Annotated in this window: 23 protein-coding genes and 1 pseudogene; 13 read left to right on the top strand and 11 right to left on the bottom strand. The window is 64.7% G+C overall.

What is annotated here, in order from left to right:
- Nucleotides 1-214 precede the first annotated feature (214 nt).
- Both eccE and ACVWWN_RS33255 read left to right on the top strand, forming a co-directional pair.
- On the top strand, nt 215-1,813 hold the full coding sequence (eccE, locus tag ACVWWN_RS33260; RefSeq protein WP_457147647.1) for a type VII secretion protein EccE: 1,599 nt from the start codon (nt 215-217) through the stop codon (nt 1,811-1,813).
- A gap of 62 nt (nt 1,814-1,875) precedes the next feature.
- Complete coding sequence (locus ACVWWN_RS33255) at nt 1,876-2,685, top strand: DUF5336 domain-containing protein (protein WP_457147646.1); 810 nt, start codon at nt 1,876-1,878, stop codon at nt 2,683-2,685.
- Nucleotides 2,686-2,694: 9 nt separating this feature from the next.
- Here the strand turns inward: ACVWWN_RS33255 and ACVWWN_RS33250 are convergent, their stop codons facing one another.
- Both ACVWWN_RS33250 and eccA read right to left on the bottom strand, forming a co-directional pair.
- Nucleotides 2,695-3,768 carry a MinD/ParA family ATP-binding protein gene (locus ACVWWN_RS33250; RefSeq protein WP_457147645.1) on the bottom strand — a complete coding sequence of 358 codons (1,074 nt, stop codon included), beginning with the start codon at nt 3,766-3,768 and terminating at the stop codon, nt 2,695-2,697.
- Nucleotides 3,769-3,813: 45 nt separating this feature from the next.
- On the bottom strand, nt 3,814-5,637 hold the full coding sequence (gene eccA / locus ACVWWN_RS33245) for a type VII secretion AAA-ATPase EccA (protein WP_457147644.1): 1,824 nt from the start codon (nt 5,635-5,637) through the stop codon (nt 3,814-3,816).
- Between the two features lie 356 nt (nt 5,638-5,993).
- Between eccA and ACVWWN_RS33240 the strand changes: the two genes are divergently transcribed.
- Both ACVWWN_RS33240 and ACVWWN_RS33235 read left to right on the top strand, forming a co-directional pair.
- Nucleotides 5,994-6,260, top strand: coding sequence for a LuxR C-terminal-related transcriptional regulator (locus ACVWWN_RS33240; protein WP_457147643.1), 267 nt, complete (start codon nt 5,994-5,996; stop codon nt 6,258-6,260).
- A gap of 55 nt (nt 6,261-6,315) precedes the next feature.
- A complete protein-coding gene (locus ACVWWN_RS33235; protein WP_457147642.1) occupies nt 6,316-6,504 on the top strand; it encodes a hypothetical protein in 189 nt (62 codons plus the stop codon).
- A 39-nt stretch (nt 6,505-6,543) separates the two neighbouring features.
- Here ACVWWN_RS33235 and ACVWWN_RS33230 read toward each other — a convergent pair whose 3' ends face one another.
- Nucleotides 6,544-7,116: a class I SAM-dependent methyltransferase gene (locus tag ACVWWN_RS33230; RefSeq protein WP_457149496.1), complete on the bottom strand. Its 573-nt coding sequence runs from the start codon at nt 7,114-7,116 to the stop codon at nt 6,544-6,546.
- A gap of 144 nt (nt 7,117-7,260) precedes the next feature.
- Nucleotides 7,261-7,434: pseudogene (locus tag ACVWWN_RS33225) on the bottom strand (thiamine phosphate synthase); the annotation flags it as partial.
- Nucleotides 7,435-7,905: 471 nt separating this feature from the next.
- On the opposite strand from ACVWWN_RS33225, the gene ACVWWN_RS33220 reads away from it, so the two are divergent.
- From ACVWWN_RS33220 to ACVWWN_RS33210, 3 genes are all read left to right on the top strand, one after another.
- A complete protein-coding gene (locus tag ACVWWN_RS33220; protein WP_457147641.1) occupies nt 7,906-8,229 on the top strand; it encodes a DUF2694 family protein in 324 nt (107 codons plus the stop codon).
- Nucleotides 8,226-8,594, top strand: a complete 369-nt coding sequence (locus ACVWWN_RS33215; RefSeq protein WP_457147640.1) for a YbaB/EbfC family nucleoid-associated protein — start codon at nt 8,226-8,228, stop codon at nt 8,592-8,594. Before ACVWWN_RS33220 ends, ACVWWN_RS33215 begins: the two co-directional genes overlap by 4 nt.
- Before the next feature lie 80 nt (nt 8,595-8,674).
- Nucleotides 8,675-9,205: a hypothetical protein gene (locus tag ACVWWN_RS33210; RefSeq protein ID WP_457147639.1), complete on the top strand. Its 531-nt coding sequence runs from the start codon at nt 8,675-8,677 to the stop codon at nt 9,203-9,205.
- An 87-nt stretch (nt 9,206-9,292) separates the two neighbouring features.
- On the opposite strand, the gene ACVWWN_RS33205 is transcribed toward ACVWWN_RS33210, so the two are convergent.
- The 3 genes from ACVWWN_RS33205 to ACVWWN_RS33195 are packed head-to-tail and all read right to left on the bottom strand — an operon-like array spanning nt 9,293 to nt 11,474.
- Nucleotides 9,293-9,772: an N-acetyltransferase family protein gene (locus tag ACVWWN_RS33205; protein ID WP_457147638.1), complete on the bottom strand. Its 480-nt coding sequence runs from the start codon at nt 9,770-9,772 to the stop codon at nt 9,293-9,295.
- Complete coding sequence (locus ACVWWN_RS33200) at nt 9,769-10,866, bottom strand: isochorismate synthase (RefSeq protein WP_457147637.1); 1,098 nt, start codon at nt 10,864-10,866, stop codon at nt 9,769-9,771. Before ACVWWN_RS33200 ends, ACVWWN_RS33205 begins: the two co-directional genes overlap by 4 nt.
- Nucleotides 10,863-11,474, bottom strand: a complete 612-nt coding sequence (locus tag ACVWWN_RS33195; protein ID WP_457147636.1) for an acid phosphatase — start codon at nt 11,472-11,474, stop codon at nt 10,863-10,865. Before ACVWWN_RS33195 ends, ACVWWN_RS33200 begins: the two co-directional genes overlap by 4 nt.
- Before the next feature lie 51 nt (nt 11,475-11,525).
- Here ACVWWN_RS33195 and ACVWWN_RS33190 point away from each other — a divergent pair, with 51 nt between their 5' ends.
- On the top strand, nt 11,526-12,329 hold the full coding sequence (locus ACVWWN_RS33190; protein WP_457147635.1) for a ParA family protein: 804 nt from the start codon (nt 11,526-11,528) through the stop codon (nt 12,327-12,329).
- On the opposite strand, the gene ACVWWN_RS33185 is transcribed toward ACVWWN_RS33190, so the two are convergent.
- Together ACVWWN_RS33185 and ACVWWN_RS33180 are read right to left on the bottom strand one after the other, a co-directional pair.
- Nucleotides 12,326-13,537, bottom strand: coding sequence for an Rv3212 family protein (locus tag ACVWWN_RS33185; protein ID WP_457147634.1), 1,212 nt, complete (start codon nt 13,535-13,537; stop codon nt 12,326-12,328). The genes ACVWWN_RS33190 and ACVWWN_RS33185 overlap by 4 nt on opposite strands.
- A gap of 20 nt (nt 13,538-13,557) precedes the next feature.
- Nucleotides 13,558-15,042: a DEAD/DEAH box helicase gene (locus tag ACVWWN_RS33180; protein ID WP_457147633.1), complete on the bottom strand. Its 1,485-nt coding sequence runs from the start codon at nt 15,040-15,042 to the stop codon at nt 13,558-13,560.
- A gap of 247 nt (nt 15,043-15,289) precedes the next feature.
- Here ACVWWN_RS33180 and ACVWWN_RS33175 point away from each other — a divergent pair, with 247 nt between their 5' ends.
- Nucleotides 15,290-16,000, top strand: coding sequence for a ferritin-like fold-containing protein (locus tag ACVWWN_RS33175; RefSeq protein ID WP_457147632.1), 711 nt, complete (start codon nt 15,290-15,292; stop codon nt 15,998-16,000).
- Nucleotides 16,001-16,003: 3 nt separating this feature from the next.
- Here the strand turns inward: ACVWWN_RS33175 and ACVWWN_RS33170 are convergent, their stop codons facing one another.
- Nucleotides 16,004-16,798 carry an MmpS family transport accessory protein gene (locus ACVWWN_RS33170; RefSeq protein WP_457147631.1) on the bottom strand — a complete coding sequence of 265 codons (795 nt, stop codon included), beginning with the start codon at nt 16,796-16,798 and terminating at the stop codon, nt 16,004-16,006.
- Between the two features lie 268 nt (nt 16,799-17,066).
- Between ACVWWN_RS33170 and ACVWWN_RS33165 the strand changes: the two genes are divergently transcribed.
- Complete coding sequence (locus tag ACVWWN_RS33165) at nt 17,067-17,333, top strand: DUF3107 domain-containing protein (RefSeq protein WP_457147630.1); 267 nt, start codon at nt 17,067-17,069, stop codon at nt 17,331-17,333.
- Here the strand turns inward: ACVWWN_RS33165 and ACVWWN_RS33160 are convergent.
- On the bottom strand, nt 17,320-18,006 hold the full coding sequence (locus tag ACVWWN_RS33160) for a TetR/AcrR family transcriptional regulator (RefSeq protein ID WP_457147629.1): 687 nt from the start codon (nt 18,004-18,006) through the stop codon (nt 17,320-17,322). The two genes, ACVWWN_RS33165 and ACVWWN_RS33160, sit on opposite strands and share 14 nt — an antisense overlap.
- Before the next feature lie 160 nt (nt 18,007-18,166).
- Here ACVWWN_RS33160 and ACVWWN_RS33155 point away from each other — a divergent pair, with 160 nt between their 5' ends.
- The 3 genes from ACVWWN_RS33155 to ACVWWN_RS33145 all read left to right on the top strand — a co-directional run bounded on the left by ACVWWN_RS33155 (nt 18,167) and on the right by ACVWWN_RS33145 (nt 21,359).
- On the top strand, nt 18,167-19,192 hold the full coding sequence (locus ACVWWN_RS33155; protein WP_457147628.1) for a DUF3152 domain-containing protein: 1,026 nt from the start codon (nt 18,167-18,169) through the stop codon (nt 19,190-19,192).
- Between the two features lie 97 nt (nt 19,193-19,289).
- On the top strand, nt 19,290-20,468 hold the full coding sequence (moeZ, locus tag ACVWWN_RS33150) for an adenylyltransferase/sulfurtransferase MoeZ (protein WP_457147627.1): 1,179 nt from the start codon (nt 19,290-19,292) through the stop codon (nt 20,466-20,468).
- 36 nt (nt 20,469-20,504) lie between these two features.
- Nucleotides 20,505-21,359 (top strand): TIGR02569 family protein, encoded by an 855-nt coding sequence (locus ACVWWN_RS33145; protein ID WP_457147626.1) that lies wholly within the window; start codon nt 20,505-20,507, stop codon nt 21,357-21,359.
- Nucleotides 21,360-21,393 lie beyond the last annotated feature (34 nt).

Genomic DNA, 21,393 nt, shown 5'->3' with positions numbered 1-21,393 from the left:
CCTATCGACGTCAGATGGATGGACGCGGTCACGATCAGCGTAACTGTAAAGGGGAGTGTGAGAACTCACCCGAACCAACGATATGCATCAGGACCACGAAAGGGCGATGGCGTTGACTCGTCGTGGAAGCTCCCGGCGCCTAACACCTTCCACGTCCTCGGCGTCGCCGGCATTTCCGGGATTCTCCACAACCGCGGCCATCATTCCGCAGGGGGTGGTACCGATCGCCGGCCTTCTGGCGTTGGAATGCTTTGGGACTCTGGGACTGGCGATTGCGCTGGTACTCGGTCAGCGCGGTTGGTATGGCGTTGCGGCCGGCGTCGGCGTTGCGTTGATCTTTGTGGTGCGCGTCCGAGGCCGGACAACCGCGAAGCTGCTACTGAACCGGTTTGGTTTCTGGTGGGCGCGACGCCAGCGGAGCGACACGGCGCCACACTTCGAGCCGTTCGACTTCCAGCTCAGCGACGGGTCGTTGATCGGGTTCCACTGGGACGGCAAGGTCCTCACGGCTTCAATGCGCATTCAAGAGAAGCCGCATGCCCTGACTGTGATGGATCGAACGGGAACAGTCTCAGGCGATGTGATTTCGGTCCGAATGCTGGCGGACTGCCTCCGTCAGTTCGACATAACGCTCGATTCCATCGACGTCATCAGCCAGGGTGCCAGATCGCGCGGTCACGGTCAGCTCGCGGCGACCTACGACGCCGTGCTGGGACCACTGCCCGCAATCGCCACCCGGTCAGTGTTGGTGACTGTTCGGTTGGACCCGACGCTGTGCCCGGAGGCGGTACGCAATCGCGGCGGTGGATGGGAGGGCATCTTACGAACCGCGGCCATCGCCACCAGGCGGGTTGCGAACAAGCTTTCGGACACCGGACTTCGACCCCAGATTCTCACGGCCCGCGAAGTGAGCCTGGCCACAGATGAATTGTTGGACGGATTGGGGCTTTCCGCCCTGGAAGAGCAGTGGTTGGTCTGCCGACGGGGACCGTTCCAGTTGCGCACCTTCGCGCTCAAGCCGGCGTTGTTCACGACAGCAGGTCTGGCTCGATTGTGGGCGGTACCGAGTTACTCGACGACCATGTGTGTTTCGCTGCGTCGCGACGAACGCACCGGTCTGGTAATGCTTCGCGGGCTGACACGATTCAGCAGGCACGGACGAGTTCGAGTTCCGTTGCGAGGACTCAATGAGTTGCGGGGCTCGCAATATGCGGCACTGGTGTGCAGTTTGCCAGTGCCGTCGCCAAGACGATCAATCAAGCAATGGCTGTTCGGGAAGCACGAAGACGCCATCAAAGACCTTGCACTGCCCGCCTACGGATGCGGTCAGTTGGTGGGCGCTGACGAGAACGGCCGAGCGGTGGCGCTGCCGCTGTTCGGGTCAAATGTTGGCCGCGTGGAGATGTACGGCACGTTGCACCTGGCTCAACAGGTGGTGCTGCGATCTTTGGCGCTCGGCGCGCGAATTCGGGTCCACACCAACCGAACAGACGGATGGCGTGCGATGGTCAGACAAGTCGGCGACGACAGTTTCCTACGTATCGGCGATCATGGCCGCGGCGCCACGTCCGAATTCTCGGTGGAGCTGTTCGACGGCGTCGCCGAACAGCCTCTCAGGACCGGAGTCACCACGATGGTCATCAATCCCTCGCAGGCCAGACCGTCACAGAAGCCTGACGTCACCATGCATCTGCTGGACGCGGATCGCGATACGGTGCACGTCGAAACGGATTCCGGATCTGCGACGGTGACGATGGTCACTACCGATGACGAAATACGTTACTTGCGATCATCATTCACCATGAGTGATTGAGATCCGGATCTTGCTCGCAGGTACATCCGGGCGGGAATCACGTGGACGATCAGGGAGCAGCCATGAAAGCAGATCTAAATCACACGTCTTACCCCGGCTACGGTGTGCCGGCTGGTAACTACAGTTGGTACGCGCCGGCGGCCGAGAATCCCACCGACGCTCCGAGCCGGATTGGTCGTTTGCTGTGGGGGATCGTAGCTATCCTCGGTGCCGCAACCTTCGGGGTAAGTGTCGGCTCACCACTGGGTACCGGGTTCTTGGTGCGCCTGGCCGTGCTCGCAGCGGTCATTGCCGCCGTCGGTCTTCTGCCGCGGCAACCCGGCCGGGGCTGGATCGTCGTCGCCTTCGCGGTCACCGGGTTGCTGGACGCCCTGGCCACGTGGGTCCCGGCGAGCAATTCAGATTGGGTGCTGCCTGTGGTTGTCGTGCTCAACGCGTTGCAAGCCTTGGCCGCGGTCGGAGCGCTTCTCAGCGAGACCGGCACAAGCCGCTCGCCATCAGTTGCCGCGCAGCCGTATGCGGCGTATGCCGATTTTGTTGCAGCCTATCAGGGTTATGTGGCCCAGTATCAGCAGTCGCCAACGCAGTACTACGCATCCGGGCAGGCGGCTGCAGATGCACAAGCCGAGGGGGAACTATCGGCCGAGCGCGCCGCCGATGCAGAACAGAAGTCAGAGGCGTTGCGCGCCAGATACGCCCAGTACGATCCATTCTCCGCTGGTGGAGGCGGTGCCGATAGATCCGTCGATGGATCAACATCGGATACGGCTCGAGATCCTGGCCTGCCAGGGGCAATCCGTGGGCGGAATCAGCCTCAGCGCACTCAGCGCGGACGCTCGGGCGAGAGGCCGTCGACCGAGCCTGGCCGCTGACCATTGTGGTCAGTGAAGACCAGTATCGCTGTCGCCGAACGCATCCGCCACTGAGGTGGCAAGGGTCATGTATGCCTGCCGCGCTTTGCGACTGATCAGGTCGAGGGAGATCTCGCCACCCTCGGCAAGGTGGCCGTCGTAGGGAATGACGACAACTGACCGCACGCGCGCCTGAAAGTAACCTGTCAACTTGTCCAGATTGATCGGCATTCCACCTGGACGAGCAGAACTGACAACGACTGATGCCGAAGAAGCCAGCCGGGCATGTCCGTGATGCCGCAGCCAATCGAGTGTCGCCAGGGCGCTGCGTGCAGAGTCGACCGCAGGCGACGCGACCACAACTAGTGCGTCAGCGGTGTCGAGGACGCCGTTCATCGCCGAATGCGTCAGCCCCGTTCCACAGTCCGTCAGGATGATGTTGTAGAAGCGGTCCAGGATCTTGTGTACAGCTCGATAGTCGGATTCCGAGAATGCTTCGGAAACAGCGGGATCGCGCTCTGAGGCGAGTAGCTCGAGCCGGCTGGAGCTCTGCGACGTGTGCCTGCGGATATCGGAATAACGATCGATGTGTTGATCAGCGAGCAGATCGCGGACTGTCGAAGGGGTTTCATTCGGTCCTCGCTGGGCGAGCGTCCCGAAGTCCGGATTGGCGTCGACCGCGATCACCCGGTCACCTCTCCACGAAGCGAAGGTGCCGCCCAATCCGATGGTCGTCGTGGTTTTGCCCACCCCGCCCTTGAGCGACATCACTGCAATGCATTTCGCTCCGCGGCCATGCCTGCTGATCCGGTCGGCAAATGACACGTCGATCGGCTCTGACGTCGACGCAGGAACTGTTCCACCGCTGATGTTGTTCAGCGTTTTACGCCAGCGGTGGCGCGCGAGTGGCTTCGAACGGCGGTGCAATCCGAGTTCCTTCGCGGCCGGCGTGTCCAACAGCTGCTTCCAGATCGGCGTATCGGGTTCGGCCGCGGTGAAGCTTGTGCCGATCGGTGCCGGTGGCGTCGACGGTCTGTAGTACAGTCCGCGAATCGGCCCCGTGACAGGATCACCCGACACGTCGGCTTCTTCGAAAGAGGTCATACGGCGTCAACTCCTGGCGGCCGGATGTGGTTTGGCGAATCCCCGTCAAGCCAAGTTGAGTGTCTGCAGAATGCTGCTCAGTGCCGCATTCACGTCGCTCGACTCGATGAGCCTCAAGGCATCCTCATCGAGGCTGTTCAGAGATTCTTCGTTGGTCTCGGTGAGTCGGAACGCCCGTTCCTCCTCAGCCGCCTCGATCACGTTACGGACAAAGCGGCCATTGCCGGCGAGGTCAATGCTGGTGCGGACGTTCCCCTCCCTGTCAGTGGACTTATCGTCGCAGAGGCGAGTGCACACCGCGACGAGCGCGTCATAGGCTTCAGACGTCAGTTCGGAATCGCGGTACCTGGCCGTCAACCGGGCGATATCGCCGAGCTCAGTTGGTGTGTACGAAGGAAAGCGAATTCGCTTGGTGAACCTCGACGAAAGACCTTCGTTGGATGAGAGGAAGCGGTCGATCTCGGCGTCGTAACCGGCGATGATCACCACCAGCCGGTCGCGGTCGTTCTCCATCCGCGCTAGCAGAGTGTCAACAGCTTCACGACCGAATGCGTCGCCGCCCGACAACCCCGTTTGGATCAAGGTATACGCCTCATCTATGAACAACACCCCGCCCAGCGCGGTATCGATCAACGCGTCGGTCTTGATCGCCGTGCTACCCAAGTGTTGACCGACGAAGTCCTGCCGTTTCGCCTCGACGACATTCAGCGTTTCCAAAAGTCCCAGACCGCAATAGGTCTGCGCCACTATACGCGCGATTGTCGTCTTACCTGTTCCCGGCGGACCAGTGAACGCCAGATGAAGACTTCTCGACGCCGTGCTGAATCCCTTGTCTTCGCGGAGTTTTGCCAACCGCACGGCCGACCGCAGTTTTGCCACCTGCATCTTGACGTCTGCGAGGCCGACCTGGCGGTCGAGTTGCTCTTGAGCGGCGCGTAAGTGCTCGTCTCCTCGCTCGGCCGCACCTACTGCGTCGACACTCGCCGCTGTCGGTGCGCTGGCTGGATCCCATTTGTCGACACGGGATTCGATGACTTCCTTCGTGGTGACGACGAGCCGATACTTGAGGTCACGCAAGGCCGAGTAGTTGGCTTCGAAGCCTGGGTCTTCGCTGTAGATGCGTTCGAAGATGCTACGAGCATCGTCTTCGTTACCCATCTCCCGCAAGGTCAACCCTTTGCAGAACTCGGCTGCCCGGCGGGCGGTCGGGATCGGGCCGCTGAGCGCCTGGTCAAGTCGGCGCAGTCCCTCACCGAACAACCCCATCTGCGCACAGGCCGAGCCCACCATGAGATGCGCACCAGCCGAGATGTACGCATCGGCGAACGATGCGGAATCGGCCAGTGCGGTAAGCACATCAGGCCAACGCTGGGTGGTGAAATGCAAGATTCCCCGGACATATGCGCAGATCTCATCGCCGGTAACGTCGTCGCCTGCGGCTACCAAGTCATCAAGGATCCGCTCGGCTTCATCGTAGTCCTGGCCTTGGATCAGACTAGCTGCATATGCCAACCTGATCTCGGTGATCGAGCTGAGGGTGTAGTCCAGATAGAGACCGGTTTCGAAGCGGCCCGTGAGTGAACGGGGGGGCAGCCCCAGTCGACGCTGTTCGCGGCCGAGTAACTTGCTGGTCCGGTACAGGTGGTGCACAACCTCGGGGGTGTTCTCGCCCGCGGCGGCGCGGCCGAGCCATGCATCACACATGTCTGGGTCGTATTCGGTTGCTCGCTTGAAGGCCAGCCCGGCGTACTCGATGTCGCGTTCGACCTCCAATCCGTCGAGCGGAATGCCCAGGGAAAGCACTCCCGCGTCGAATACGTCCTGCGCATCCACGTTGACACCACCCATCAAGCCGTCAACCTCTTTCATCGGGTATGAACCGCTGGAGCTGCTCCGCTCAAGCGGGATTCGCCGGACAGATCACCAGAGCCGGATTCTCTCCCTTGTATTAAGGTCGGAGTCAGACATTTTCGTTCGTTTCGAGTGAGGATTTGATCTTGGACATTACTGACCGTCTCATTTCCTGACGATATTCGGCGAGCCCGGACATCGCCATCCAAGCTTCGGCGAGTGTCGATGTCGCGTGCCGGTTGAACGCTGCTGCCGCTAGCGAGATTTGATGGTCTTCATCGCGATATGGGATCGAAGGGAGTGCCGACGGTTTGTCCACATACAACCGATGTCGCAGACTTCGTCGACACGCTCCAGCGGATCGCGAAGGGACCTTGGTCATTGACCCGGCGCTTGTTCAGGACCTGGTCTCCGTGCAGCGGCGTGAGAAACCTCTGGCGGCGCTCCCTACGTGTGAACAGCAGGTGCTCACATTCATGGCCGAGGGACGCACCAACGCCGGCATCGCGATGTGGTTTGGGGTGACGCAGGGGACAGTCGAGGAGCATGTCTCCAGCATTCTGCCGAAAATGGGCCCGCCGGAGACCGATGATGATCACCGCCGGGTCAGAGCGGTGATCACCTTCTTGGACGCTCAGTAAGTGGCTTGACCTTGATAATGGCGCCGTCCATATTTATCTCGCAGAGGGAGCAGCGATGTTCGACCTGGCCAACCCGCATATCGACTGGGTCGATATCGCCACTGGCATGGGTGTCGAGGCAACACGCGTCACGGGCGCCATGAGTCTGGCCGCGGCAGTCAAGTCCGCCTCCGCAGACCGCGGTCCGCGACTCATCGAGGCGGTCATGCGACCGTGTCGGCGAATTCCCAGCGATGCCTTGTGAATCAGCGTCGGCGTCCTTCTACTGTCCAGGCGCGCACGGCTACCTCGAACGGCCGTCGTGGAGCAGTTCGGCGCATCGAGCCTGAGCGCCTCCCGGACGGTATCGCCGAGTCCGGCGACATAGTCCCCCCGCTGGCCCCACTCCGAGCGTGAAGGGGTGCGACCACTCCTCGAAGCCCTCGTAGGCGACGGCGACTGTGAGCACCGTCGTGCGGATCTGCGTCAATCCTGCCGCGGCGAACAGTTCGGCCAAGTGCCCCTCACGAGTCCCGGCGCGCTCACCCTCGCCTTCCGACGTCGGGTCGATATCCCGGACCGCCGACCAGAAGACGCTCAGCGGGCCGGCGTTGCCGCCGTAGTCCCAGACCAGTGGCGGCCACAGTCCACACCGTTTCCGCGTCGCCGCGACGAATGACTCCGAAGGGTCGACTGCGCGCACACTCTCTGGGCCCAATCTGTCGGCACGTCGTTGGGTCAGGGGCCCAGCGCCGCAGCCCACATCGAGCGCCTCGCCGGAACGTACACTCGCCCATTGGACGAAAGCATCCGCGAGGGGCTCGGAGTACCGGCCCATGAACTGCCCATACGCATCCGCGCCAACGTCGAAGCCCATCCAATCGCGATAGGCCCGTGTCAGATATCGCCCGGCCAGAAGCCGCGGATACCTGCAACTCCGTGCGCGCCGCGGTTGAGGGTGTCTGGCAGATCCGCTGGGAAACCCCGCCCGAGGGGTATACAGGTAGCCGGCACTGCGAAACCAGTCACGGAAGCGGTGCCATCCCAACGGTTCTGCGTCTGGGTGAGTGGCCGTTCGTGCGACAGAGGAAAGCGTCACGAAATCAAGGCCGATTTCGACCGCCCGGTCGAGCTGGGCGATGTTGTGGCAGCTGCCTGAGACTGCTCGCCCGGGGACGATCGGGCGGGTCGTCATGGACATCAGCTGTGCTGATTTCAGGAGTACCCCGATTTCGGTCCTGGCGCTTTGAGTTCCCTGAACTCAGCATTCAGAAGGATCCTGACGATGCCCGCTCGCTGGTCGGGACGCCACGGTTTCTGCCAATCGCCGGACGAGTGGGACCGGCCACATCGGTAGGCGAAGCTGGATCATCGACGGTTCATCTCGTGACGAGGCAAGTGACGCTAGAAGCGCTGCGTAGCGCTGTGGCGGCACGTCTGCAGGTGTGATCCGGTACAGCCTCGGCCATCCAGCTTCTGTTTCAGCGGGGGTCGCTTTTTTTGTCACCACTCACTGATCGCTCCTCAAGCCTCTTTCGATCGATTCACTCCGCGATGCGTTATGACCTGAAGCGTGGGTTTGTTCGGCACGTGATGCCAGGCGGTACCCGCGCGAATGTATTAAGTTCGGAATTACAGATTTTCGTTCGCCCCGAGAGGGTCGCCCATGACCGACGAATGGCTGCGCTCACCGAGCGGGGGTATTCGCATCCAAGCCACTGAACGTGGCCTGCCAATCGCCGTCAAACTGGACGAGCGCGAGCTATCAAAGTCCCCAACGCAATTGGCGCGCGAGATACTTTTGCTGTGTCAGCTAAGCGCCACGCGTGCACAGGTCGCCCGGCGGCGCGAGCTGGTTGCTCGCGGCTTCAGTCCCTCAGTTATCCGCGGACTGAACTTGAGCACCGAAGAACAGTTGGCAAACGCGGAGAGAGAAGTGAGCGGCGCCGATCCGGACGCTCTCCCTGACACCTGGATGAATCCCGTATGAACAGTGGGCTCGCGGATTCGGTGATCGCCAACATCATCAAGCAACGCGACCTGATGACGGCGATGCATGAGCATTGCAAGTCCATATCGGCGCGGGTGACGAGCCGCGACAAAGCGGTCAGTGTCGAGGTGGACGGGCTCGGTGCGATGACGGGGCTTTGGTTGGGCGAGCACGCCTATCGCAACGGCGCTGACGCACTCGCCAAGCTGATAGTCGACACCGCCGACGCCGCAGCGAAAGTAGCTCTGGCGCGGCAGAACTACCTGCTCAAGGAGTTCACCGAACGGCTGAGTGCGCTGCAGCAGGCACCGCTCACCCGCCACGACGGCAGCATTTTCGAGCCCGATGCGCCGGAGAATCGGTGATGAACTGAGTCACTCCTCTGCCGAAAACTGAACTGCTCGACCACCTCCTGCGTCAATCTAAGCGAAACAGGGGGTGATGCATGAGTCGGCTGGTCGAGGACGATCCCGGTATCTGGCTACAGAAGTCGGCCCGCGAATGGCAGCGGGTTCAGGTCGCGGTATTGGGATTCGTCGGATTGTGCGGCATGCTTCGCGGGGATTCCGGCGAGGATCACCCACTGTGGCTACAGAAGTCTGGCGGGTTGGCCGCAGTGGCTGCGCTGGTGACGGCGATCCTGGCGGTAACGTTCATCGCGACCATCGCCCAGCCTTTCGGGACTCGGTCGATTTCGTTGGAAACCGCCCACCGTCGACTGCGGATCGGGATCGGCATCACCTTCGTCGCCTTGGGCCTCACGGTGATCTCGGCACTGAGCATGTGGTGGCCGCACGAAGGGAACAAACTCGCCGGCAGTTCGGGCGAGTATCTGGTCGTCATCACGAACTCTGGTTCGAACTGCGGCACCCTTGCTGGCAGCGCGCCCGGGTTGCTGGAACTAGAGGTCGCGGGGAAACTTCTGACATTGCCGCTCAGCCGCGTGGTGGCGATTCAATCCGTTACCACATGTTGATGTCATGACTGACGAGGGCAATGAAGGCGGTGCCCGGTACCGGCGATGTGTTACCCGTTTCCCACTGACCCCGGTTGGGGTCGGCGCTCAGGACTCGGCAAGCTCCAAGAGCGCCGACCCCGACACCCGGTAGGTGATCCACTCGTTCTGCTGCACGCCGCCGACCGCGTCATAGAGCGCGATGGCGTCGACGTTCCAGTCCAGCACCGCCCACGACAGCCTGGTGTACCCGCCCGCGACACATTCACGCGCCAGGGTGGCCAGTAACTTGCGGGCCAGCCCCCGACGGCGAAACCGCGGACGCACGTAGAGATCCTCGAGGTAGATACCCGCCACGCCGTCCCACGTAGAGAAGGTGTGGAACCAGAGCGCACCCGCGGCGGCCTCACCGTCCACCTCGACCATGTGTCCGAACACGGTCGGGTCTTCGCCGAAAAGTGCTTTCCGGAGATCGCTTTCGGTCACCGTGCACTGCTGCGCGGCATGTTCGAACTCGGCCAGCTCATGAATCATCGCGGTCAGCTCCGCCTCGTCGCCGGGTTCGGCGCAGCGAATGATCTCAGTCATGGCTCGACATCCAATGCGGTCAGGATCGTGTTGAATTTCGTTGTGGTCTCGGCGACTTCGTCGTCCGGATCGGATTCGGCGACGATGCCTCCGCCAGATCGGGCCTCGGCCGTGCGGCGATCTGCGGACAACTGTGCGCACCGGATCGACACCACCCAGCGGCCGTCGCCGCGCTGATCACACCACCCGACGGCACCCGCATAGAAACCACGGTCGCCCTCGAGGTCGTTGATCAGCCCCGATGCCGCATTGGCCGGCACGCCGCCCACGGCCGGTGTCGGATGCAGGGCGAGCGCCAAATCCAGCGCGGTGGTTGACTTTTCCCGTATCCGGGCGTGAATCAACGTGTACAAGTGCCATACGGCGGCCGTCTTGCTCAAACGGGGCTCGGAATCTATCTCGATATCGGTGCACAGCGGATCCAACGACTCGCGGATCGCGTCGACAACCAGTTGGTGCTCGTGGCGATTCTTCGCCGACGCGGCCAGCTGCGTGCCACTGGCCTCGTCGGCGACCGGATCGGCCATCCGGGGCGCGGAGCCCGCGAACGGCCCACACAACACCTCGTCGCCTTTCCGCGCGACCAGCAGTTCGGGGCTGGCACCGATCAGCGCCGACCCCGAGTATCCGCCGCCGGCGGCGGTCAGATCGACCAGGTATGTGTTGGCCCCGGGGTCGGCGGCGACCAGTCGCTCGACGATCGTCCGCGCATCCAGCGGGCCGTCCGCGACCAGCCGCAACGCCCTCGCCAGAACGACCTTCTGCAATCGGCCGGCCGGGTCCCTCAGCCGTTGCACCGCGGCCACGACCCGCGCGCGGTGCTCGTCGGGGTCCGGCATCGTCTCGGCGATGTGCACCGACGGCAGTTGTCGCTGCGGCCACGAGGGTAGGGCGTCGAGGAGCTGAACCGACTGCGGCCGGATCAGCGCCGCCGGCTTGGTGATGTCAAAGGGCAGAGCGCCCAGGATGATCGGCGCACTGTGCGATGCGAGCGCCGCCCGCGCGTCGGACAGTCTGGGAAATGAGGTGTGCACGCCGTCGGCGACCACCGCGCCTCCGCCGGAGGCGAGGATGAAGACCGGTTCGCGCGTCACGCGGGGAGACACGGGTGGCGGTGGCCCGTGAGTCCAAGCGCGACGACCTGGCGTATCCCGTGCTCGAAGCCGCACACGCCGATCGACGCGGCCACCATTGCAAATCGGATGCCCTCGGTGATGGGTAGCTCGGCCCAGCGCGTCATCATCGCGCGGGAGAAGTGCCCGTGTCCGACGAACAGCACGTCGCGGCTCTGCATCTGCTCGAGCGCGTAACCGATGGCGTGGTCAGCCCGGTCGCTGACCTGTTGCAGGTTCTCTCCGCCCGGGCAGCCGTGCGTCCATACCAGCCAATCGGGCACTTGCTCGCGGATCTGTGCCGTGGTGAGGCCTTCGTAGTCGCCGTAGTCCCATTCGGCCAACAGGGGAGACACCTCGTCGACACGCAACCCCGCCAGTTCCGCCGTCACCTGCGCGCGTCGTCGCGGGCTCGACACCACGAGGAGGTTGTCGAATTCCAGGACTGCCAACGCGTCGGCGGCGAGCTTGGCCTGCTCTCGCCCGGTTTCGGTGAGATCGAGTTCGGTGCGGCCGGTGTGCCTGCCGGATTTCGACCACTCGGTCTCACCATGACGAAGCAGAATCAGCCGGTGCCGCAAAACGCCCACAGTCAGTGATTCTGCCGCACGTACCGTCGCGATGTTCGCGCGCGTGCAACGATGAACACCGTGACGCGGGTACTTGCGGTCGCCAATCAAAAGGGTGGGGTTGCCAAGACGACGACGGTTGCGTCGTTGGGTGCGGCGATGGAGGAGATGGGTCGACGGGTGCTGCTCGTCGATCTCGACCCGCAGGGATGTCTGACGTTCTCGCTCGGACAGGATCCCGACAAGCTGGTGGTGTCGATTCACGAGGTGTTACTCGGTGAGGTCGAACCGGATGTGGCGCTTGTCGATACCTCGGAGGGAATGGCGCTGCTGCCGGCCAACATCGACCTGGCCGGTGCCGAGGCGATGCTGTTGATGCGGGCCGGCCGTGAGTACGCGCTCAAGCGTGCGCTCGCCAAGGTCGGTGGCACCTTCGATGTGGTGATCATCGACTGTCCACCGTCGCTCGGCGTGCTCACGCTCAACGGCCTGACCGCCGCCGACGACGTCATCGTGCCGCTGCAGTGTGAGACGTTGGCCCATCGCGGCGTCGGGCAGTTTCTCCGCACCATCACCGACGTGCAGCAGATCACCAATTCGGACCTGAAGTTGCTGGGCGCGCTGCCCACGCTGTACGACTCCCGCACCACCCACAGCCGCGACGTGCTGCTCGACGTCGCCGACCGCTACGACCTGCCGGTGCTCGCGCCGGCGATTCCGCGGACGGTGCGTTTCGCCGAAGCCAGCGCGTCGGGCGCGTCGGTGCTCGCCGGCCGGAAGAACAAGGGCGCCCACGCCTACCGCGAATTGGCCGAGGCGCTGCTCGAGCATTGGAAGAACGGCAAGGCACTGGCCACTTTCGCGCCGGAGGTTTAGCCCAACGCCACGAGTTCGTCGCCGCGCTGTTCCAACAGCGTCGACCCTGCCACCGCCGGAACCACAGCCGCCGTGCCGGGCGGCCGCTGCACCGGAATATGGCTTTCACCACGGCCGCTGGCCGGATCGAAAACGTCGTAGCCGCCGGTGACGGGGACGAGCAGCCGCCCGGCCATCATCACCGCGGGACCCACCGGAATGTTCCCGCCCGCCGCGGCGACGGTGTATCGGTAGCGAAGACCGTTGTCGGAAAACACCATGAGGCTGTCGCCGGTCCACCAGGTGATCAGGTCCCCGGCTCGCGACATCGTGGCGTTGGGCGAAGGAGGGGTGGCCACCAGCGTGCTGGCCACCGTGGTGCCTGTCTCGTCGACGACGTTGACGGTCGGCTTGGGGGTGGGCACGTACACGGCGGTGGTGGTCTCCGAGACGGCAACCACCCGGGCGCCCGACTCGGGGGTGACACCGGGCTGCGGCACCGACTTCTGGTCGGGCTGGTCTTCCTCGTCGGCCGGACGCAGCAGCGTCAGGCGCAGGTCGGGTTGCTTCGGGCACGACTCGAGCACCGACACAGCGGCAGAACTCGCCGCCGCCGACACCAGCCGGCAGATCGGAAAGGTGGGCACGCCCGGTTTGATTCGCGCGTCGAGCGCGCCGTAGGACAGCATCCGGACCATGTCCGAGCGCCACATCTCCATCCGGGTGTCGCCGGCCGACAGTACCGTCGTGCCATCGGAGGAGAGCTTGACTTCGGGGTCGGCGTAGCTACTGCGGCTCGCCCCGCGCATTCCCGTCTTGGCGTCGATCGTGCTGACCTGACCGCAACCACGGTCGTCGGGGTAGACCGCGACCACGTAGTTGTACACGTACGTCACACCGCACAGATCGAGGTCCCTGGAGTAGCTCCACAAGGTCGCGCCGCTCACCGGATCCCTGCCCTCGACGTCATGACCATTGCCGGTCACCACGGCACCCGCGACGACGACGGGCGCGCCGGTCCGCGGGCTGGGCGCGCTCCACAACTGCCGCAGCGACGTGGGCACGGATTTGGCGGGCGTCAAGGTGGGCACTGGCATTGCGGCCGGTCTGCTGATGGTCGCTCTGGCGTCGCTGGTCCACCAGATCAGCGCCGCGACGACAGCGACGACCACGACGATGGCCAGCGCCGCCACCACGTCAGCCCGGGTGCGGCGTTCGGGTTTCACCATTGCGTGGTGGCGACCCTCACCTAGCTGGCGGTGGTCGCCGCGGCCTTGCGCGGGCGACGGCGTCGGCGACGACGGGGTGAATCCGACGACTCGGATGCGCCGGATTCGGTTCCGTCCTGCGCAGCGGGCGTGGTCTGCTCGGCGGCATCGACATGTCCGTCGGCCGACTGACCGCCACGGGTGCGCCTACGGGCCCTGGTGTTGCGGCGGGCGGGCTTTTCGCCCTCGCCAGTGGTGACCCGCTTGGACTCCTTCCTGGCGGGTCCACTGCTGGCCCGTGCCGGGCCAACCTTGCCGGTGGCCTCCGTGGGGATGCTCAGCTCCTCGTACAGATGCGGAGAACTGGAATATGTCTCGGCGGGGTCGGGGCAGCCCAACCCGAGCGTCTTGTCGATCATCGTCCAGCGGGGAAGCTCGTCCCAGTCGACGAGGGTGACCGCGATGCCGGTCTTGCCCGCGCGGCCCGTGCGGCCGATGCGGTGCACGTAGGCCTGCTCGTCCTCGGGGATCTGGTAGTTGATGACGTGGGTGATGTCGTCGATGTCGATGCCGCGGGCGGCAACGTCGGTGGCGACCAGCACGTCGACATCACCGGTGCGGAAGGCCTTGAGGGCCTTTTCCCTGGCACCCTGGCCCAGGTCACCGTGCACGGCGCCGACCTTGAAGCCGCGCTCTGCCAATTCGTCGGCGACCTTCTGCGCGGTGCGCTTGGTGCGGGTGAAGATCATGGTCGCGCCGCGGCCGTCGGCCTGCAGAATGCGGGTGACGAGTTCTACTTTGTCCAGCGCGTGCGCCCGGTAGGCGAACTGCTCGGTGGTGTCGTGGGTGGCCGCCGAATGCGGGGCCTCCGCCCGGATATGGGTCGGCTGGTTCATAAAGGTGCGGGCCAGCGTGATGATCGGGTCCGGCATGGTCGCCGAGAACAGCATGGCCTGCCGCTCGACCGGGATCTGCTTCAGAATCCGTTCGATGTCGGGCAGGAAGCCGAGGTCGAGCATCTCGTCGGCCTCGTCGAGCACGAGCATCGACAGCCCGCCCAGCTGCAGGTGGCCCTGTTGGGCCAGGTCGAGCAGGCGCCCCGGCGTACCGACCACGACGTCGACACCCTTCTGGAGCGCTTCGATCTGCGGCTCGTAGGGCCGACCGCCATAGATCGAGGTGACGGTCAGCTTGCGATCGCCGGCGGTGAGGTACTTGGCCGCGGTGGCCAGATCGCCGAACACCTGCAGGCACAGTTCGCGGGTCGGCACGACGACCAGCGCCCGCGGGATTCCGCTGAGCGGCCGCTCGGTGTCGGTGGTGATCCGCTGCAGCATGGGCACGCCGAATGCCAGCGTCTTTCCCATGCCGGTGCGGGCCTGTCCGATGAGGTCTTCGCCGGCGAGGGCAAGCGGAAGTGTCAGTTCTTGGATGGCAAACGGATGTTCCTTGCCGTCTTCGGCGAGTGCGCGCACGATTTCGTCGCGAACTCCAAGTTTGGCAAAGGATAGATGGAGTGCAGTCATGCTGAGTAAACGTGGCCTTTCATGGTCAATTCTCGCGTCGTCTACGCGCGCACGAGTTTGACGAAAAAAGCTCCGCGGGGCCCAGTCCGTGAGGCGGCGGGCCAACTGCGTGCACACACATTTCTCGGTAGCGGCTGAGTCTGATGAGGTGGCCGTTTCGGTCACTTCGAGGCCACTGCCTAGGTTCATCATAGCGGGCGGGGTTTGCCCGGCGGTCGACGCGCCCGTCGGCGTCTACAGTTGGGCCATGAATGCCTCGAATCCGGCGCCGTCGGTTCCCGCCGAGCATCTGACCAATTCGGTGTCATCAGGCATGTCGATCGGCCATCCCGGTGTGAACGAATTGTTCGCCCTGCTGGCCTACGGCGAGGTGGCGGCGTTTTACCGGCTCACCGACGAGGCGCGGATGGCGCCGAATCTCCGCGGGCGAATCAACATGGCCAGCATGGCCGCCGCGGAGATGAACCACTACGAAGTACTCCGCGACGCCATGGAGCGCAGGGGAGTCGACGTGGTGCCCGCGATGACGAAATACGCTTCGGCACTGGAGAATTACCACCGGCTGACCACTCCGAGCACCTGGCTGGAGGCGCTGGTGAAAACCTACGTCGGTGATGCCATGGCGGCCGACTTCTATCTGGAGATCGCCGATTCGATGCCCGACGAGGTCGCCGACGTGGTGCGTGCGGTGCTTTCGGAGACCGGGCACTCGCAGTTCGTGGTGGCCGAGGTTCAGGCGGCCGTCACGGCCAGCGAAAGGCAGCGGCACCGTCTGGCGCTGTGGTCGCGGCGGCTGCTCGGTGAAGCCATCACCCAGGCCCAGTACGTGCTCGCCGACCACGACGAGTTGGTCGACCTGGTGATGACCGGCGGCGAGGGCCTGACGCAGATGACCGAGTTCTTCGATCGCCTTCAGCGCACCCACAGCGCGCGGATGCAGGAACTGGGTCTGGCCTGATCCCTACTTGGTGCAGGCGGTGATCATCGAGTTGCTGTTCTGCTGGGTGATCAGCGCGCCGCTGGCGTCGGTGATGCTGCAGTTGAGTTGACCGGTCAGGCTGGTCGCCGTGACCGAGGTGAGTTCCACCCCCGGGTCCAGTACCACGGTCTTCGTCCACGGCAGCGCCACGTTCAGCTCGGTCTGCAGCGCACCCTGCTGGTCGGTGTAGATGACGGTCACCAGGTCGAGCAGCGGCCGGTTGCCGAACACCCGGTACGTGACCGTGCGCGGCGCCATCGCGTCAGTGGGTGGTGCGGCGATCGGCGGTGCGACCGGCGGTGCGCTTGCCGTGGCGCTCGGAGTCGGCGTCACGGTGGTCACCGTTTCGGGCGGTAGGGTCGCGGATGGCGACGGGGTCGGAGCCGCCGGCGGTGCAGACGTGGTCGCCGCCGGCTGGGGGGTGGTGAGCGGGGGAGCGGTGGTCGACGACACCGATCCACTGTCGCCGCCCCCGAGGATGACCACGGTGCAGATCACCGCGACGAGCAGGATCGCGCCGGCCACACCGGCGACCCACATCCACCGACGATCGATCGGCTGATAGTCGTCGTAGTCCTCGAGGTCCTCGAGGTCCTGGTAATCGTCGTACGCGCCATCGTCATCAGACTCGACGAAGTCTTCGAAGTCGTCGTACGTCGTGTCAGCGGTGTCGTAGTGCAGGTCGTCGGCGGCGCCCGGGCTGTCGCCGCGGGTGCTGCGGATCTGCTCGGTCGGAGTCAGCGAATACGGTGAGTGCGCGGTAAAAGGCCTGTTCATGCGGCTATCCCTGAGTTTTCGGTCATTACGCGCCCGATGTTATCGAGACAGAAGTGACGAATGAGGTTGACGCGCGACGGTCTTGGTTACGGTCCAGACTCGGTTCGACGTCGGCGCCGAGACGCAATCGCCGGCGGTCCGATACCCGACGGCCGCAACTCGGACGGGTCTGACCGTTTCGCTACCCGCGAAGGGCCCGACGGGGCGCCGCGCCGGTGTCGTCCACTAGCCTTCTTACCGAAGTGCATTCGAACGGAAAGGGTTCAGCGTGGAGGTCAAGATCGGTATCGCAGACAGCCCACGCGAGTTGAGTTTCAACAGCGCGCAGACACCCACCGAGGTGGAGAAAATGATCGGTGACGCGCTGAGCAGCGACTCGGGCGTGCTGAGCCTGACCGACGAGAAAGGTCGACGCTTCCTGGTGCAGACCGCGAAGATCACCTACGTCGAGATCGGCGCCGCCGACGTGCGACGGGTCGGCTTCGGTGTCGGAGCGGTGGGAGCAGTGGGATCGGAAGCGATCAAGACCGGGTGAGCGGCACGTGCGACAGGCCGCCCCAGATGAACTGCACGGTGCCCTCCACGGCGTCCTCTTTGGAGACCGGCCGTTCGTTGTTGAGCCAGTAGCGCGCTGAGTCCACGCTGATGCTCACCAGCCCGACCGCGATCATCCGCGCCCGATGCGGCTCCAGCCCGGAATCGTGGCTGATCAGGTCAAACACCGCATCGGTGCACGCTTCGGTGGCGACTCTCACCTGAACCGCCACCTGAGGCTCGGTCACGTAATCGTTCTCGAAGATCAGCCGGTAACCCTGACCGTCGTGCTCGATGAAGTCGAAGAACGCCGCCACGGCGGCACGCACCCGCTGCCGGTTGTCGGTCGTGGTCCGCAGCGCTTGCCGCACGCCGGACACCAGGTTCTCGACGTGTTGCGCCAGCACCGCCAGGTAGAGCTCAAGCTTGGACGTAAAGTGTTGGTAGAGAACGGGTTTGCTTACGCCCGCCCGATCGGCGATTTCGTCCATGCCGGCGGCGTGGTAGCCGCGGTCGACGAAAACCTCGCTGGCAGCGGCGAGTAACTGTCCGCGACGCTCGTCGCGCGGCAGTCGGTTGCCACGCCGGTTCCCGCCGGAGGCGGCGCGCGGCAGCCTGTCGCCGGGGCCCGGCTGCGCGCCTCTCTTCTCGGCGGCGTTGGCGAGATCGCTCATTAAGTCCTCAAATTGCGATTGCCGGCTCGGCGCCGGTTGTTGACTGCGTTTCGCCACGACACTACTACCGTCGGCGGGTTATGCGGGACAGGTCGCCGACTCGGTGCAGAGGTGGCGCGCCGCCAAGTGCAAGTCCTTGCCTCTGTGCCATTCTGATTCGGTGACCTACGACTCGGGGCGTCGCGGGGGTAGTCGCGCACCCGCTCTGCGCAACGAGTGGCGAGAGCCGCTGCGTGCGCAGCGCGACCCCTTGACCGAAGACTCAGGTCGCGTCAGATCCAACCGCGACGAGCGCCGGCAATGGCGCAAGCAGAGTTGGCTGGGACGGTTCATCTCCACCTACGGCTGGCGCGCATATGCGCTGCCGATACTGGTCGCGGTCACCGCCGTCGTCGTCTACCAGACCGTCACCGGGGCCAGCGCGCCCGCGGCCAAGGAGGCCGAGGGCCCCGTGCAGGGACCGCCGACCATCGGCATGGCGAGCACCGCGATCATCGGTGCACCACCCAAGGGGCTCACCCAGTTCGACGCCAACCTGCCGACCGGGATCCTCCCCGACGGCGGTGTGTTCCCCGAGGCGGGCGCCAAGACGTGGCACGTCGTGCCCGGCACGACGCCGAAGGTGGGCGAGGGCACCGCCAAAACGTTCACCTACACCGTCGAGGTCGAGGACGGCGTGGACAATACCGCGTTCGGGGGCGACGACGGATTCGCCCGGATGGTCAGCGAAACGCTGGCCAACCCCAAGAGCTGGACCCACAATCCGCAGTTCGCGTTCACGCGTGTCGACAGCGGCGACCCCGACTTCCGCGTGTCACTGACATCTCCGATGACGGTGCGCGAGGGCTGCGGCTACGACATCCAGCTCGAGGCGTCGTGCTACAACCCGGCATACGCCGAAAGCCAGCCGCGGGTGTTCATCAACGAAGCCCGATGGGTGCGCGGTGCCGTGCCGTTCCAGGGCGACGTCGGCTCCTACCGCCAGTACGTGATCAACCACGAGGTCGGCCACGCCATCGGCTATCCGCACCACGAACCGTGCGCCGTCAACGGCGATCTCGCGCCCGTGATGATGCAGCAGACCTTCTCGACCAACAACAACGACGCGGCGCGCTTCGACCCGGACTCGGTCAAGCCCGACGGCAAGACCTGCCGATTCAACCCCTGGCCCTATCCCATCGCCTGAGCGCAGCCGAGGGAAGTAGCGTGGCCTCATTGCTGTTGATAGCGGTACCTGCTGTGATGGTCAGTAGTCGTGGAATCAAGGCGATCAAGGAGACACGGTGTCGACACCGTTGCCGCCGCTGGTAGAACCGGCGGCCGAACTAACACGTGACGAGGTCACGCGCTACAGCCGTCACCTCATCATCCCGGATGTCGGGATGATCGGGCAGAAGCGGATGAAGAATGCGCGGGTGCTGGTCATCGGTGCGGGCGGGCTGGGCTCGCCGGCGCTGCTGTACCTGGCCGCGGCCGGGGTGGGGACCATCGGGATCGTCGAATTCGACGAGGTCGACGAGTCCAACCTGCAGCGTCAGATCATTCACGGCCAGTCCGACATCGGCCGGCCGAAGGCGCGCAGCGCGCGGGATTCCGTCCTGGAGATCAACCCGCTGGTCGAGGTGCGGCTGCACGAGTTCCGGCTCGAGCCCGACAACGCCGTCGACCTGTTCAGGGAGTACGACCTGATCCTCGACGGCACCGACAACTTCGCGACGCGCTACCTCGTCAACGACGCCGCCGTCTTGGCGGGCAAGCCGTATATCTGGGGTTCGATCTATCGTTTCGAAGGTCAGGTGTCGGTGTTCTGGGAGGACGCCCCGGACGGACTCGGGTTGAACTATCGCGACCTGTACCCCGAACCGCCCCCACCGGGGATGGTGCCGTCGTGCGCCGAGGGCGGCGTGCTCGGCATCCTGTGCGCCTCCATCGCCTCGGTGATGGGCACCGAGGCGATCAAGCTGATCACCGGTATCGGCGAGCCGCTGCTGGGCCGGCTGATGGTCTACGACGCGCTCGACATGAGCTACCGCACGATCAGGATTCGCAAGGATCCGGCCACGCCCAAGATCACCGAGCTCATCGACTACGACGCGTTCTGCGGTGTGGTCTCCGAGGCGGCGGCCGAGGCCGCGGCGGACGCCACCGTCACCCCGCGCGAACTGCGCGAGCTGATGGATTCCGGGAAGCCGCTGGCACTGATCGACGTGCGCGAGGAGGTCGAGTGGGACATCAACCACATCGAGGGGGCCGAGCTGATCCCGAAGTCGACGATCGAGGCCGGCGACGGTCTGGCAAAGCTGCCGCACGACCGAACACCGGTGCTGTACTGCAAGACCGGCGTGCGCTCGGCCGAAGCGCTGGCCGTGGTGAAGAAGGCCGGCTTCTCCGATGCGGTGCATCTACAGGGCGGAATCGTGGCATGGGCGAAACAACTCGAGCCCGACATGGTGATGTACTAACGGCCCGTTTGCTCCATGGCCGCTTAGGCTGAGGTGGTGACTGCCGAACGACCGCCTGATCATGTGCTGGCGGCTTTCGGATTGAGCGGTGTGCGGCCGGTGGCGCTCGGCTCGAGCTGGGAAGGCGGCTGGCGCTGCGGCGAAGTCGTCCTTTCGATGATCGCCGATCATGCGCGTGCGGCGTGGTCGGCCAAGGTCCGAGAGACGTTGTTCGTGGACGGCGTGCGGCTGGCACGGCCGGTGCGGTCGACCGATGGACGCTACGTGGTGGCCGGCTGGCGCGCCGACACCTACGTCGCGGGCACCCCCGAACCACGCCACGACGAGGTGGTTTCGGCCGCGGTGCGCCTGCACGAGGCGACAGCCAAGCTGGAGCGGCCGCGGTTCCTGACCCAGCCGCCGGTCGCGCCGTGGGCAGATGTGGACGTCTTCATCGCCGCCGACCGCGCGGCATGGGAGGAACGGCCGCTGCACTCATTGCCGCCGGGTGCCCGGGTATCGCCCGGCTCGGCGGACGGACAGCGTTCGATCGAATTGATCAACCAGCTGGCGTCGTTGCGCAGGCCGACCAAGAGCCCGAGCCAGCTGGTGCACGGCGATCTTTACGGCACCGTGCTCTTCGCTGGCACTGCGGCACCAGGCATCACCGACATCACTCCCTATTGGCGGCCCGCGACATGGGCGGCCGGCGTTGTGGTCGTCGATGCCCTCTCGTGGGGCGAGGCCGACGACGGACTCATCGAACGCTGGAGTCCACTGCCCGAGTGGCCGCAGATGTTGCTGCGCGCCTTGATGTTCCGGCTGGCCGTGCATGCATTGCATCCGCGGTCGACCTCGGCCGCGTTTCCAGGTCTGGCTCGCACGGCGGCACTCGTCCGTCTGGTGCTGTAGCGGGCGAGCCTGCGCCGAAACAATATTCCGGGTC

The sequence above is a fragment of the Mycobacterium sp. URHB0021 genome, from assembly GCF_054057895.1.
Note: the sequence above shows the minus strand (reverse complement) of the source record. Positions and strands in the feature narration are given on the sequence as shown.

Coding starts and splice junctions, on each gene's coding strand:
- ACVWWN_RS33255 (WP_457147646.1), top strand. CDS start 1,876: ATGAAAGCAGATCTAAATCACACGTCTTACCCCGGCTACGGTGTGCCG.
- ACVWWN_RS33250 (WP_457147645.1), bottom strand. CDS start 3,768: ATGACCTCTTTCGAAGAAGCCGACGTGTCGGGTGATCCTGTCACGGGG.
- eccA (WP_457147644.1), bottom strand. CDS start 5,637: ATGAAAGAGGTTGACGGCTTGATGGGTGGTGTCAACGTGGATGCGCAG.
- ACVWWN_RS33235 (WP_457147642.1), top strand. CDS start 6,316: ATGTTCGACCTGGCCAACCCGCATATCGACTGGGTCGATATCGCCACT.
- ACVWWN_RS33230 (WP_457149496.1), bottom strand. CDS start 7,116: ATGGGCTTCGACGTTGGCGCGGATGCGTATGGGCAGTTCATGGGCCGG.
- ACVWWN_RS33220 (WP_457147641.1), top strand. CDS start 7,906: ATGACCGACGAATGGCTGCGCTCACCGAGCGGGGGTATTCGCATCCAA.
- ACVWWN_RS33215 (WP_457147640.1), top strand. CDS start 8,226: ATGAACAGTGGGCTCGCGGATTCGGTGATCGCCAACATCATCAAGCAA.
- ACVWWN_RS33210 (WP_457147639.1), top strand. CDS start 8,675: ATGAGTCGGCTGGTCGAGGACGATCCCGGTATCTGGCTACAGAAGTCG.
- ACVWWN_RS33205 (WP_457147638.1), bottom strand. CDS start 9,772: ATGACTGAGATCATTCGCTGCGCCGAACCCGGCGACGAGGCGGAGCTG.
- ACVWWN_RS33190 (WP_457147635.1), top strand. CDS start 11,526: ATGAACACCGTGACGCGGGTACTTGCGGTCGCCAATCAAAAGGGTGGG.
- ACVWWN_RS33185 (WP_457147634.1), bottom strand. CDS start 13,537: ATGGTGAAACCCGAACGCCGCACCCGGGCTGACGTGGTGGCGGCGCTG.
- ACVWWN_RS33180 (WP_457147633.1), bottom strand. CDS start 15,042: ATGACTGCACTCCATCTATCCTTTGCCAAACTTGGAGTTCGCGACGAA.
- ACVWWN_RS33175 (WP_457147632.1), top strand. CDS start 15,290: ATGAATGCCTCGAATCCGGCGCCGTCGGTTCCCGCCGAGCATCTGACC.
- ACVWWN_RS33170 (WP_457147631.1), bottom strand. CDS start 16,798: ATGAACAGGCCTTTTACCGCGCACTCACCGTATTCGCTGACTCCGACC.
- ACVWWN_RS33160 (WP_457147629.1), bottom strand. CDS start 18,006: ATGAGCGATCTCGCCAACGCCGCCGAGAAGAGAGGCGCGCAGCCGGGC.